General features: G+C 36.5%; 13 protein-coding genes. 1 reads left to right on the top strand and 12 read right to left on the bottom strand.

The genetic code is table 11. The annotated features are described in order from the left end of the window. Positions 1-14: 14 nt before the first annotated feature. From NST91_RS03835 to NST91_RS03780, 12 genes are all read right to left on the bottom strand, one after another. A complete protein-coding gene (locus tag NST91_RS03835; RefSeq protein WP_341330087.1) occupies positions 15-1355 on the bottom strand; it encodes a sialidase family protein in 1341 nt (446 codons plus the stop codon). Positions 1356-1419: 64 nt separating this feature from the next. After that, the gene (locus NST91_RS03830; protein WP_341330086.1) at positions 1420-3120 is read right to left on the bottom strand and encodes a type 2 periplasmic-binding domain-containing protein; all 1701 of its coding nucleotides are present in this window, start codon (positions 3118-3120) and stop codon (positions 1420-1422) included. Between the two features lie 18 nt (positions 3121-3138). Continuing rightward, positions 3139-4029: a carbohydrate ABC transporter permease gene (locus NST91_RS03825; RefSeq protein WP_341330085.1), complete on the bottom strand. Its 891-nt coding sequence runs from the start codon at positions 4027-4029 to the stop codon at positions 3139-3141. Positions 4030-4044: 15 nt separating this feature from the next. After that, entirely contained in the window at positions 4045-4995 is a 951-nt protein-coding gene (locus NST91_RS03820) for an ABC transporter permease (protein WP_341330084.1), read from the bottom strand. A gap of 146 nt (positions 4996-5141) precedes the next feature. Next, positions 5142-7895, bottom strand: coding sequence for a cache domain-containing sensor histidine kinase (locus tag NST91_RS03815; RefSeq protein ID WP_341330083.1), 2754 nt, complete (start codon positions 7893-7895; stop codon positions 5142-5144). A 26-nt stretch (positions 7896-7921) separates the two neighbouring features. Continuing rightward, entirely contained in the window at positions 7922-9502 is a 1581-nt protein-coding gene (locus NST91_RS03810; RefSeq protein WP_341330082.1) for a response regulator, read from the bottom strand. Between the two features lie 272 nt (positions 9503-9774). Continuing rightward, positions 9775-10083 carry a monooxygenase gene (locus NST91_RS03805; RefSeq protein ID WP_341330081.1) on the bottom strand — a complete coding sequence of 103 codons (309 nt, stop codon included), beginning with the start codon at positions 10081-10083 and terminating at the stop codon, positions 9775-9777. A 14-nt stretch (positions 10084-10097) separates the two neighbouring features. After that, positions 10098-10682: an NADPH-dependent FMN reductase gene (locus tag NST91_RS03800; RefSeq protein WP_341330080.1), complete on the bottom strand. Its 585-nt coding sequence runs from the start codon at positions 10680-10682 to the stop codon at positions 10098-10100. A 203-nt stretch (positions 10683-10885) separates the two neighbouring features. Further along, a complete protein-coding gene (locus NST91_RS03795; protein ID WP_341330079.1) occupies positions 10886-11116 on the bottom strand; it encodes a hypothetical protein in 231 nt (76 codons plus the stop codon). Next, positions 11113-11640 carry an RNA polymerase sigma factor gene (locus tag NST91_RS03790; protein ID WP_341330078.1) on the bottom strand — a complete coding sequence of 176 codons (528 nt, stop codon included), beginning with the start codon at positions 11638-11640 and terminating at the stop codon, positions 11113-11115. Before NST91_RS03790 ends, NST91_RS03795 begins: the two co-directional genes overlap by 4 nt. Then, positions 11627-12004, bottom strand: a complete 378-nt coding sequence (locus NST91_RS03785) for a hypothetical protein (protein WP_341330077.1) — start codon at positions 12002-12004, stop codon at positions 11627-11629. Before NST91_RS03785 ends, NST91_RS03790 begins: the two co-directional genes overlap by 14 nt. Before the next feature lie 79 nt (positions 12005-12083). Beyond that, positions 12084-12620: an NADPH-dependent FMN reductase gene (locus tag NST91_RS03780; RefSeq protein ID WP_341330076.1), complete on the bottom strand. Its 537-nt coding sequence runs from the start codon at positions 12618-12620 to the stop codon at positions 12084-12086. Positions 12621-13213: 593 nt separating this feature from the next. Here NST91_RS03780 and NST91_RS03775 point away from each other — a divergent pair. Further along, positions 13214-14275: a M42 family metallopeptidase gene (locus NST91_RS03775; protein WP_341330075.1), complete on the top strand. Its 1062-nt coding sequence runs from the start codon at positions 13214-13216 to the stop codon at positions 14273-14275. Positions 14276-14396 lie beyond the last annotated feature (121 nt).

Raw genomic sequence — 14396 nt, 5'->3', positions numbered from 1 at the left:
CCAATAATATCAAACTATGACTTTAACCAGTCCAACGAAAACTTAACAAAAGCAATGTCCATGTTATTCCAGTCTGAGTAATCATATACCCGTTCATACAGAACGCCAATTTCGCCAGTTTGCAGAACAGTGAGGCAAGAATAACCGTAGAAGCTTTCCTCAATTACTTTACTATATGGCCATGTTTTCCCGCCGTCTTCACTCAAACGTACGGTTCCTTTAACCCTTGTTTTTTCATCAGCTGGGTTAGAGAATAGAACCCGTACTTTTCCGTCACCTAAATCTGGATAAAGGACAACACTTGATTGACAGATAGGATCAATTAATTCCATGTCAAACGTTACCTCACCCCATGTTTCGCCACCATCCGTACTGGTTGTGACTGCTGTTCTTTGAAGTCCATAATGATTACGCAAATAATATTTTAATTCACCTGTTGGCAATTCTATGACCTGGGACTCTGTTAAATACTGTTTTCCATTATTAATTGTCTGTGCAGTGAGAACCTCACCGTCAAGCTCCCTGCCATCATTTGGTGATTCACCACGCTGCCAAGTAACACCATGATCATCGCTATAAATACAAGCACATGATAGGTGGCCTGCTTCATTAGAAAAATAGATTGGGAACACTAATCGTCCTTTCTTTTCTCCGTGCTTCAACTGAATACCGCACCCAGGACCAGATCCAATAAACTTCATCCATTCTTCCTTAACCGATACATTTAATTCTCTTGGTTTGGACCAAGTAAGCCCATCGTCTTCACTTTGAATGATTTGCAAAAAGCATGTTCTTGCTTCTAGTAAACTTTCATTTTGGTCAATTCCCTTTTTAAAATAGATATTTCCTGCATCCTGACCATTATTGAAGACATAACCATTTTCATCAACTGTATAATTTGTTAAATTGTTTTCTGTATCATAAACTTTTCCTGAATCCGATAAAAAGTAAACATTTCCTTCATTATCAAATAACTTCCTACGTCCATCTGCATCGAAACCGATTCCCGGTTCACTATTCCATAGGCCAATTCCACCTGGCGAGTGGCAATAAATCATAAAAATGGTTCCTGTTTCTTCATCCTGTAAAAGTGACGTATCAATGGCCGCTGCCCCATCTAAACCTTCACCCGCAAATGCGACTAGCTTTTGAACAGGTCCCCAAGTCTCACCATGGTCTTCGCTGCGTCGAATCGTAGCATCTATTTGGTTCGGATTATCTGTTTGATCGACAATCCTTGCATCTATACCTGCAATAACCGTTCCCTTCGTTGTTGTAATCATTGAAGGTATCCGGTAAGCTCTTGAACCTGCAAGGTTTGGATAAAAAACTGCTTCAGCTTGGATATTTGACATATAATTCTCTCCTTGTTGTTTCAAAATAAATGTGGGTACCAATAGCACCCACATTTGTTTTTTTCTATTCATTCATCAAATCGGAAACTATAGGGGCTTTTTCTAACTCAGCAAGCAATTCATTCCCGCCATTATTCATCCAGCTTTCTACGTAGTTGTCCCATTCTTTGTCAATATCAACTTCACCAACAATCGCTTTCATTCTAAATTCGGCTACAATTGTATCAAGCTGTCCTTTATATCGCTTTTCAACTTCTTTAATTTTTGTTTCATTTAATAGATCATATTGATATGGACGGATTATCATTTTTTCCTTTACATCGTCACGTGCAAAGAACTCGCTTTTTAAAATATTTGTATATTCAGATTGGAACCATTGTACCCGTTCTTTGTCGTACGTACGGAAGTTATATGCCCAGAATCCTGAATTTCCTTCTTCAGCTGCAAATTCAGGACGAACTTTTAGAGCTGACTTATCAGGTGTGCCTTCCCAATCGGAATGCTCACCAACTTCACCATACAATGTCCATCTTGATTCATTATCAAAGTTAATATAATCAAAGATCTGGAGAATTCTCGCCAATTCTTCATCCGTTACATCCTTTGAAACATAGAATGCATCTGCTAGGTTTACAACAGGAAGAAATGCTCCCACACCTTGTTGTCCATTAGCTCCAATTTCTGGTGCTGTTCCTAGCAATTTCGCAGTGGAATCCGGACTTTCTACGATATTTTGCGGTGCACGGCCTTTTGCCCAATCATCCATGGCAAGATAGGAAGGCTGCGCAACATAGTATCCAATTTTGCCTTGCTTGTATTTTTCCCAACTTTTTTTGTCATCTAGTGTAGTAAATTCAGGATCAATGATCCCCATATCATACCACTTTGACATTAACTTCAAGAACTCTTTGTACTTTTGCGAGATTTCAGTTGTAACTAGCTTACCATCTTCCATTAAGTTAAACGTTGGTGCAACTCCAAACGCCCCCATTAGCGATGCAGCCCAGTTTGTATTATTATGCCATGGAGAAAGTCCATACGTATCATCCTTACCATTGCCATCAGGATCATCGAAAGTAAATGCCTTTAGAATTTCCTCCAGTTCCTCAATCGTATATGCCTGATCTGTATAATAGATTTTTTCTCTGCCTCCACTAGGTCCTACTTGCTTGATTTCACCTGGAGGTTCAATACCTAGTTTCTCCAACCAATCAAGACGGAGAGTTGGAGCCCAAACCAAACCATCAACATGAGCATATTGACCAATTAATTGCAAATATTCATTATCTGTTCCTTCTTTCAGGTTCATGATTGGTCCTGGAGGATTTTCAGATAACATTTTCATGTATCGAGGAGCATATTTTTCAAGCATTTCTTTCGGAATCGTCCTAGTTAATCCAGAATCATATAATTCTTGTGCTGTCTTTCCACCTGTAGTAAAGGCAAATGTATCAGGAAGATCGCCAGATGCAACCATTAAGTTTACTTGGTCAGAATTCCATGTATCAATTTTCGTATTAATGATATTAATGTTAAATTGCTCTTCTAATCTCTTTTGAACATAGTTCCCATCTTCCACCTTACCTCTTGTGAAAGACCCTGAAAGATTTAGTTCAAGCTCCTTAGAAAAGTCTCCTACTTCGGGTAAGCTTGCAACATCAACTTTTTCTGCTTCTTTACTAGCTTCGTTATTCGAACAGGCTGCAGTAAATATAAGTGCACTTGAGACAGCAGCTAATGAAAGTTTTTTCGCTAATTTTTTCATCTGAAAAATTCCCCCTTTTTAACCTTTTAATGACCCAATCATAATTCCTTTAATAAAATATTTCTGTACGAACGGATAGATCAGAACAATTGGCCCAATGGAAATCATCACTGTTGCTGCCCGTACATTACTTAGCATTAATTCTGCACTAGACATACCGCCACCGCCCATCTGAGCTCCTTGAGAATTTGAAATATCCATCGCCGTCAGCATGTCCCTAACAACAATTTGTAAAACCGTTTTTGAGTCATCCTGAATATAGACGAGCGCGTGGAACCATTCATTCCAATGATACACAGCTGCCCAGAGTGCTACAGTTGCGATTACAGGCTTGGATACTGGAATGATGATTTTTGTTAGGATGGTTAAATAATTCGCTCCATCCATAATTGCAGATTCTTCAAGCCCTTTATCAATGGTCATAAAATAGTTTCGCATAATGATAATAAAAAACACATTAACCGCTGAAGGCAGTATTAGCGACAAGCTATTGTTAAGTAATCCTAGATTTTTAATTAATAAGTAATCTGGGATCATTCCTCCAGAAAAGAACATTGCAATCAAGAAGAAAATCGTAAAGAAATTGCGGTAGGGCAAGTCCTTCTTAGAAAGGGGATACGCTGCCAATACCGTAAAACAAACAATTAAAGCTGTACCAATAACAGTTCGTATGATGGTATTTAGATATGCAACCATAATATTTTCATAGGTAAATACATACTGATACGCATCCGGAATCCATTTGTCAGGCCACAGATTTAAGCCAAGACTAGAGGCTGATTCTGCGTCAGAAAAGGATAAAACTATGGTCTGCCAAAAAGGGTAAATGACCAGTATCGAAAAGATAATAAATCCCGTTATGTTGAAAATATTAAACAATGAGATCTTTTTCCTAGATTTTGCTGCCATCTTTTATCCTCCTTTCTACCAAATTCCATGTTCACTTTTTCTTCGGATAATTGCGTTCGCACTTAGGATCAGTACGATTCCAACGACATTTTTAAACAACCCTACTGCAGTAGCATAATCAAACTGGAATTGCTCTAACCCACTTCGATATACATACGTATCAATAATGTCCGCAACTTCATAGACTAATGGATTGTACAAGTTAAGAATCTGGTCAAATCCTGCATTTAATACACTTCCAAGTCTCAGAATAAATAGAATAATGACCATAGGCATAATGGAAGGAAGCGTTATATGAATCATTTTATGAAATCTGCCTGCTCCGTCCATGTCAGCTGCTTCGTATAATTGCGGATCTATCGATGCTATCGTTGCTAAATAAATAATGGCTCCCCATCCAATCTCTTTCCACATATCAGTCAGGATTAATATCGGAATGAATGCCGTTTTATCTGACATGAAATTGATAGGTTCCCCGCCAACAAGAGTAATAAAGAAATTAATAATTCCCCGTTGCGGAGAAAATACTTCAATAACCATGGCCGATAAAATTACCCAAGACATGAAATGCGGTAAATAGGAAATGGATTGACTCACCTTTTTAAATTTTTCATTTGTGATCTCATTTAACAAAATGGCAAAAATGATTGGTGCTGGGAACACAATGATAATTTTTAGTAGACTGATAACAACTGTATTTTGCAGTGCCCTTAAAAATAAGAAATCACTAAACAGTCTCTTGAAGTGTTCAAAATTATTCCATGGACTATCCCATATACCTAGACCTGGTGAAAAACTTTTGAAGGCGATTAAAATCCCATACATCGGAATGTAGTGAAAGAGAAATAACATGCCCATCGGAATCAACATCATGATGTATAGCATCTTCATTTTCTTCACACGAATCCATGTCGTATTCGCCTGCCGCTGGGGCTTTGCTTTGGCCTTTTGGACTACAGTTTGCATTTAAATATCCTCCCCTCTCTATTATCTGTAAACGTTTTCTATAATCAGAATAATATAAATTGTTAATTGATAGTTTTACTTTCTTTAGGAAAAATAACACTATTTAAAGATATAATAAAAAAGGCCACTCCCAAGAGTGAGCCTCGTTATTTAAAAGCTGGAAGGACTATGGTCACCTTTGTCCCTTCCCCTTGTTCGCTTTCGATATCAAGCCCATATTTTTCCCCGAAATGAAGCTTTATTCTTCCATTTACATTGTAAATACCTGCTTTATCTATCGAAGCTGCAGCCAGGTGACTTTTAATAATCGTCAGTTCATCGTATCCGATGCCAACTGCGTTATCCTGTACAATAATATAGATTTTGTCCTCTCTTATCTCGCACGAAATATGAATTGTCACCATATTCTGTGTTTTCCTTGCACCATGATTAATGGCATTTTCGATGACCGGCTGCAGAATAAGTTTAACCGTTTCATAATTCATTACACTTTCATCAATGTCCCAAATACATTCAAAATTATCAAAGCGATACGACATAATGTTAATATAGTTTTTTGTATAGACGATCTCTTCCTGAAGCGTTATCATAAATTTTTCTCGGTTCGTGATAAAGCGGAAAAGTTGGCTTAAGGAAGCAATCATTTCAGTAGCTTTATCCGTCTCATTCGTTTCTACCAAAAAGAGCAAATTATCCAAGGTATTATATAAAAAATGAGGATTAATTTGCGACTGGAGTGCATTCAGCTGCAGCTCCCGCTTTTCATACTTTAATTGAACTTTCTCTTGATTTGTCATGATGGTCTCATGAATTAATTCTTCTATTCTTTCAATCATTTTATTAAAATTTTTTGTAAGTGAATCCACTTCATTAATTCCAGATAATTTTTCTACCACATCGTAGTGAGAGCCCTTGAGATCAAATGTTTGTAATAACTCATTCAACTGCCCGATAGGTCTCAGCATTCTTTTCGAGATCCAATACGCAAAAATAAGCAACAAAAGCAGAATGAAAAATAAAAGATAGAGGTCATTAATAAATAATTGATTGACCTGTTTTTGAACATCTGAATAATTGTATTTTGAAATAAATTCCCAGTCCATACTTGTAATTTCTGTGCTGTAGGCATGAAAATTTTTTCCTTCATCCCGTAACACCTTTTCTTTATTATCAAAAACTTTACCGACTTCTAGTGGATTCTGATGAGATATAATCCTATTATTTTTATCAGCAATCAGCATTTCAAGGCCGGTTTGTTGCCAATCCGAATAATATTTTTCCAACTGATTGTTTTCAATATCAACTGAAATGAAGCCAATAATTTTTGAAAAATCAATTGGGGAATAGACAGGCATTCCAATCACAATCGTAACATTATCAAGACGGTCCTTTTTTAATTGATAGCTGATCTTCCTCCCTGCCCCAGCCAAATCTTGTTTAAAATCTTGATCTAATTCCTGCGGTGCATTATGCATATTAGTATATAAGATCTGTCCGGAAGCATCATAAATTCTAATGTTTTGCCTTCTTAATTCCAAGAATTGCCTGCTATCTACTAATTCATAGCCTATCTTTTCGTCATCATGTTCCAATATGAGCAGCTGAACTTTGCTATTATGCGCAATTCGTGAAATCGTCATCTCCCGTTGATTGATCTCATTGTTTAACAACCGAGCCATTCTTTCATGTAAAGAATGGTAGCTCTCCTGTAAATCTGCTGATACGAGCTGGGAGGTTTGTATATAGAGAATCCCGATAAAGAATAATATCGGCAGCAAAACAGTGATTACAAAATAAAAAAAGAAGCGTTCCCTCAAACTTATTTTCATGCCGTTCTTTTTATTTATCTGGAGGTGGTTACTGTAATTTCTGCTTTTTTCATACTTCTTAATTGATTCAACTAACTGATAGAGTGGCTGAATCACTTTGTGACCAATCACCCTAGAAAAAACAAACGCAACTATAGCCGTACAAACAAATGTTATCGCAATCGTTTTCCATATAAGTCCCATTTGTTTTTGATAAAAACCTAATGGTTCCTCATAAATAAGCTTAAAATTATAATAGGGTATACTCGAATAATAGACTCCCGTATCTCCCCAATCTACATTTAGTGCGTTTTGATTATTGAACATTTTCTCAATTTCTGTAGGGATTTTGGTGGTTGCCTGTTCCCCTTTAAAAAACATTCTGCCATTTTGATCAAACAATTGAATCTTGTCCGCATAGAAGAGAGAATCATCCAATTTTTTGGGGTTGATAAATAGCAAAATGACCCCTTTGTGCACGCCATCTGCGGAAATAATATTCGTCCCAAATAATAAATGATTATTTAAATCTTCGGTCTCAATGGACTCTTTTACCGATTTTTCATCTGCTGAAAAAGGTATATCAATCTTTCTGCTTGCTTCTCCCAAGTTAATAAAATGAAAATTGCGCTCCACTTCCTCTTTTACCTTCATGCCATTAAACTTAAAATCTACATATTTTTGATCAGAACTATATTGAGTGTTCGGTGTAACAATAAGGATATTATCAATAAGTCTGTTATTCTGCCTAATCGTATTCAAATAATCTTCCAGAGCCGCAACCTCGTGATATTTCTCAGATGGACTAAATTCGGAACTGCTCAATTCATCTATATATCGGATAACGATCTCGTTTGTTTTCAAATTGTTTGTTGTATTATAGATTTCGTTAAACTCCATTTGTAGCTCATAAGAAATCTGATCCATTCTTAACTGTACAGAAGTTTCTTTCTTTTCTTCAATAAAGCTTTTAATTTTTATATAAAATAAACTGCTTAATAGCAACAAAAATATAAAAACTGTGACTAACGAGAACTTTAATAAAAAGGTGTGGAAGTGAATGTTTTTGTTTTTTTCTGTTTTTAATTTCATGATTATCTCCTGAAGACTGACCTTTTTTACTGTCTTCTAAACACAACAGGGGTAACACCTGTTTCATTTTTAAATACTTTGTTAAAATACGAGTGACTTTGAAAACCAACCATGTCCGAAATCACTTTTACTTTATAATTCGTATTTCTAAGAAGCTTCTCTGCTTCTTCTACTCTAATCTTATTGACATAATCGATAAAGTTTTGACCTGTTTCCTTTTTGAAAATCGCACTGAAATAGGCTTGATGTAAAAATAGCTTGTTTGAAATATCCTCTAACGTAATACGTTCCTGATAATTTTCTTTCACATATTCCTTGGCCAACAAAACATAGCTGTTAAAATCTTTTTTATCCTTATTGATTAAATCAAAAGATATCGTTTCCAACATTTGAATCAGCCATCTCTTTAATTCTTCTAAAGAATCAATCTCGTAAATTCTTCCTAATACATGCTTTTGATCAATTGATGAGAGTGATAGTCCCTTCTCTTTCAGACGAAACATAAGAATAATAATGAGTTCGGAACACGAACTCCTTATTTCGGCAATCGGTAAACCGCAAACCCGCTTGTATGGTTCAAAGAAATGATTGACCGCATCAGTACTATTCGTTACTGTACCATTTTTCATTGAATTTATAAGATGAGCTTCGATCGTATTAACATGATCTAACATTGAATTTTGGAGCATGGTTTGATTTTCATTATTTCCATCAACAGCTAAATCTTCGTAAAAAATAACCATTTCATATTCATTGAAATATTTATAGCTATACGCGTAAACCGCTTCATTATAGGAACGGTTAATTTCTTGATACTTATATGACGGATTACCGATCCCAACAACAAAATTCTTTTGATTGATAAACAACTCACCGAGATTGTCTCTTAATGTATCAATGAACAGGAGAAGTTTCGGCCTTAGTTCCTTTTTCGCAATAAGTTTCGTATCTGTTATTAACACAATAAGACTGTTCCCATAGAACAAAATAGGAATCTGATAACGATTCCAAAAGTCCATAGCCAGTTCGGTAACCTTCTGACGAATTGAGAAAGTAGACGTTTCTTTAAACAGTCGATCAAAGGAAAAAATGACTACTCTATAGCTTTGTGCCTGGATATTCGACTTGTCAGCATAATTAGATAGATTTGTGCCTTTAATTAAATCTAAAAGCATCAATTCCTCAATATCCCACTGACTATCCAATTGATTTGAATTTCTGGCCGCTTCGTCTTCCCTTAATTCTTCTGCCAACTTCCTGAAAACATTGAAAAAGTCACTTTTCATTAATGGCTTCAACAAATAGCCCTTCACCCCAAATTTAATGGCATCTTGGGCATATTTAAAATCATCATAAGCACTAAGAATAACTACTTTTGTTTCGGGGTAAGATGTGTTGACTTCTGCAGCAAGCTCTAATCCTGTCATCTCAGGCATAAGAACGTCTGTCAAAACGGCATGGGGACATTCTTGTTTTATAAGCTCTAATGCATGAACACCATTTTCTGCAGTACCAACTACTTCAAAACCTACTTCACCCCAAGAAAAAAAATGAGCCAATCTGTCACGGATGTTTTTTTCATCATCAACTATGATTATCTTGTACATAGTACCCCCTTTTTCTTTTAATATTCGGAAAAGATAATGTTTTTGTATTAGTATAACAAAATAAAGATTTGTCAAAAAGCTAATCTATCATTTTATTAGAGGTACTTATTGGATTAGAATACAAGATTCATAGTTTCTTCATAATATGAAACACGAATTGTTGGATTTACTTATGCAATATCTTCTGTGTTTTTAGTTAGAATAAAAAAAGTACCTATAGACCAAACACTTTTTACAAGCGTTCGATCTATAGGTACTATTGAATCCAATTCTTATTTATTAACTGGACCTTTTGTGATTTCGGTAAGCGTTGAATTGATTGCAAAGACTTTTCCGTTAACGCCGTTGATGCCAAATCCGCCTAATCGTTTCGTATGCATGTCGAGATATTTTTCAGCGGTTTCTTTTGTCTCGAATAAATAGATTCCACCCGCTTCTTTTGTTTCTGGATTTTCGGTCCAAATTTTCCAGATGAAACCTGTTTCTTCATTAATACTTCTGGCCAAATCAGAAAACGCTCCAGCCATTTCATCTCTGAATGGTCCATCCATTTTAAAATCTACCTGTAATACGTATGCCATAGTGACTCTCCTTTTTATACAGTTTGAAGTTCAGATACTTTTTGTCTGATTCCTTTTAAAGCAGTAGACCATGCGACAACATCGTCTATTGTTTTATGTAAGGAGTCCTCATGGAAAGGGGCAGGATTAAATTTACTCATATCTTGAAAGTCAGTAAATAGACTCATCGCAACGGAAGGCCCAACTGTTGCTACCTTTGGCACTGTTAAAATAAGGCGTAAATCATTTGCAGCTGTCACACCTAAAGTTGATCCATAGCTTACAATTCCCGCTGCTTTATGATTCCACTCAACATAAAGATAATCAATTGCATCCTTCAACCCAGATGTAATAGCCTTATTATATTCCGGAGTGACAAATATAAATCCATCGAGACTACTGATTTTTTCTGACCATGCATGTGCTTCTGGAGCTTGATAGTCCTGTGACATTATCGCCGGAATAGGCTCATTAAATTTCGGTAGGTTATAGTCTTTTATATCTACTAATTCAAATTCTGCATCAGTTCTTTTATCCGCGATTGATTTCACCCATTCCGCGACTTGTAAATTTACCCTTGAGTCTCTTGTGCTACCTGTAAGAATACCAATTTTAATCATGTTTTCTCCTCCTAAAAAGAAATGTTATTTCGTATCTACATTTAGTTTAGCAAGGGCGAAAACAATTTGGCACCAACAGTAAATTAGAAGTGTTGTTTATCCAACACTTTTAATAAAGTGTATAAAAAGTAGAGTGATCGTAGGACTTATTAGCCCTTGTCCACACACTAGACTGGGACGTGGGATCTGTCCCTGTGTCCCAGTCACAGCATAAAGAGAACGAATGTTAAGGGTAATATTAATACAGGCAGCCATGAGATTGATAGAAAGGCGCCTTTTTTGTAGCCTGCTTCTGGAAACGGAATCGAGGCTGGATTAAAGAACCAGTTTGCTATTCGATTTAGTTTCGACTTTTTCATTGGGAAGTCGGGAACCTCGACCGTGAATTGATCGAGTTTCTCTTTTAATTCTTTGTCAAATTGGTCGTTATTCAATCCTCATTCACCTCTAATTCTACTTTTAGTTTTTTTAGTGCTCGATGCAGCTTTGATTTTACCGTTCCGACTGGGATGTGTAGGATCGTGGAAATTTCTTTTTGTGTGAGATCGTGGTAGTAGGTCAGCAACACAATCGCGCGTAAGTCTTCCGGGAGCGATTGGATCGCAGTTTGTACGGTTATTTTTTCGTCGGAGTTTTCATGGTGCGGATAACGTTCTGCCAAAAGCGGCAACAAGGTTCGAAATAGACTCTGTCTCCTTAGACGCGTCATCATCGTGTTATAAGCAATTTGATAGAGATAGGTTTTGAACTGTCCTTTTTCCGGATCAAACTGATGATATTTACGCTGCAGCTTTTCAAACGTGTCCTGAACAAGGTCGATGCTGAGTTGCTCGTTGTTTGTGTACCGAAAAATAAACTGGTAAAGAGGGGCTTTGTACATTTTGTAAATGACTTCTAATGCTTCCTTATCCCCTCGTTTTAATTGAAGAATTGCCTCGTCAACGCTACTGTAACTCATCAGACCACCGCTTTTTAATTCCTTTATATACATATGCCAGCTTTGTAACGAACCACAAAAATGTAATCAAACTGAAGACAACCGTCTGATGAATAAAAAATTGAATGAACGGACTATCGATGGTGTCCCCTCGTAAAAGGAAAACCAATAATCCGATAATACATAAAAATGTATACACAGCTGCAATTGTAATAATTGTATCCCATCTAGACCAATAAAAATAGATGTTCGATTTCGTAAAATCAATATCACCCTTATGATCCCGGACCACCTTTTTATTCAATGAACCAATCACTATTGCAAAAACAGATCCAAGAACGGCAACCACAACAGAACTTACAATCCACCCTATGATTGTTGTCATTTTTCGCACTCCCTCATTTTTGTTCTTACTTCTTATACTAATGAGGGGAGAAAAAGGTTCATTTTTTCTAGAAAGATATCTATTTTTTCATACTTTTTTGGAGAGCGAGCATTTCTTCTGCTAATTTGTGGATACGTTTTTTAAGACCTTGATTGGTGATTTCATTGTCATCATCGAAGTTATCATTATGTATGAAGACTTGATGCACCGGTACTGTCCCTTTTAAGTAGGACAGAATAGGCTTTAAATGGTACTCCGAGACGAGAAAATGCTTTTCCGTACCACCAGTTGTAATAATTCCCGTCACTTTATTCTTGAAAGAATCAACTGGGAAAAAGTCTAACAGGTTTTTTAGCACCCCTGAAATCGACGCCTGATAAATTGGTGAACCAAAAACAAGCATATCTGCCTCTAATATTTTATTTACTACTTTAATTGTATCATCATTGTAATAGCTTAATGGGCTTCCATTCACAAATTCAACCTCAAAATCCTTTAGGTCTAGTAATTCAATTTGAACGGAGTAATCAAGTGATTTAATATCAGCCAACACTTCATAGACCGCCTTCGAAGTTTTTGCCCCAATCAGTGAACCTGAAATACCAACAACCTTCATATCGTGAACCTCCTAAATGTCATTTGATCCAGTCTTAGCGTTCACTTAAAAATGATCATTTATGATTGTTTTTCAGGCGTTAGTTAATCTTGAAAAACTAAAAGACCACAGTTGTTGGACTGTGGTCTTTCCATGCTGTGCCACTATACTTGATGTTGTCTTTATACTCTGGAATAGTAACGATGAACTTGGACAAGGAATCCTGTATGTCCAAGTTCAAATCATACATTTGGCCTTTAATGAGATAGGCTCCGCTTTCAGCGATGTTTGGCTTATCTTAGTATGATTTTCCCAAAGGAAAATATATGATAACAAAACAAAAGTGAGAACTTAGATCCCTTGTCCCACCATTTTTTTTACAGGGGCAAGCTTGATAAGTTATGGGATAGGGACACATCAAAAAACGGGAGATAGTCCTCTTATTAGGAATGTTAGCTACAAGATTGTTCAGTTTGACTTCGTGAAGTTTGCAGCTGAAAATTTTATGTCAGAAAATTGAAATCACTGTTATAATTAAGAACAGTCCTTCCTATTAACTGGAAACTTCAAACAACAAATGATGCACTAGATTACTGACATAAGGGGAGAATATAATGGAACAACTAGTGAAAGAGTTAACTGCAATTCATGGTCCATGTGGCTTTGAAGAGGATGTCGCAAAATACATAGCCAGCCGGTTAAAGGGGAAAGTGGACCATATGGAGGTTGACGGGGCAGGTAATCTTATTGTCTCTAAAAAGGGCAACCAAGTGGGGCCCAAAATTGTCGTTGCAGCTCATATGGATGAGGTAGGCTTTATCGTGAAAAAGATAGAAGAAAATGGACTTATCCGGTTTGAAAAGCTAGGAGGACATGACGATCGAATTCTTCTATCACAACGTGTCCAAATCAAAACATCCAAAGGGTTACGCTCAGGTGTTATTGGAACAATTTCAGCCCATATGATGAAATATGATGACCCCAAAAAGGTTAGACCACATCAGCGCCTATATATCGATGCAGGTGCTTCTTCTAAAAAAGAGGCAGAGGAATTTGGCATTAAAATTGGAGATCCGATTACGTGGTACCCACATTTTGATCATTTGTCAGAAACTCGAATTGTTGGAAAATCATTTGATGATCGAGCAGGCTGTGCTGTATTAATTCAAGCATTAGAGGAATTGGACAAGGATGATTTTTCGGGTGAATTTGTAGGAATCTTTACTGTCCAAGAAGAAGTTGGACTACGAGGAGCACGGGTTGCAAGCCATCAACAAAATGCCGATGTTGCCATTGCCCTTGATACAACAGCCGTTAGCGATACGCCAGAAGAAATGATGGATCAAACATTAGCAATCGGATATGGCACAGGAATAAAGGTACTAGATTTCAGCTTGATAGCAAATAAAAAGGTTCGTGATCACCTAATTGAACTAGCAGATGCTAGTCATATATCATACCAATTAGAGGTTTTCCCTGGAATTGGAACAGATGCAGGAGAATTAAGTCTTGCTCACCAAGGTATTCCTACTGGTGTTTTATCCATACCTTCAAGATATGCACATTCTTCAATTGAAGTAATTGACTTGAATGATCTTGAAGCAACAAAGAATTTATTAGTTGCTTTTGTAAAAAACATGAGATATTCAAACTCTTATAAATTCACGATTGAATAGAAAGCTTTTTAATCCTAGAGTGTATACAAAGTTAGCAATGACTTTGTATACACTCTTTTGTATGAATATTGTTAATGATTCTTGCAAATTGAATAATTCCTTGTAAAGAGTAGAAAGTAAA

Origin of the sequence: Ferdinandcohnia sp. FSL W7-1320, from assembly GCF_038050315.1 — a bacterium.
In the GTDB taxonomy this organism is placed as follows: domain Bacteria; phylum Bacillota; class Bacilli; order Bacillales; family Bacillaceae_L; genus Ferdinandcohnia; species Ferdinandcohnia aciditolerans.
This window is presented reverse-complemented; position numbering and strand designations above follow the sequence as displayed.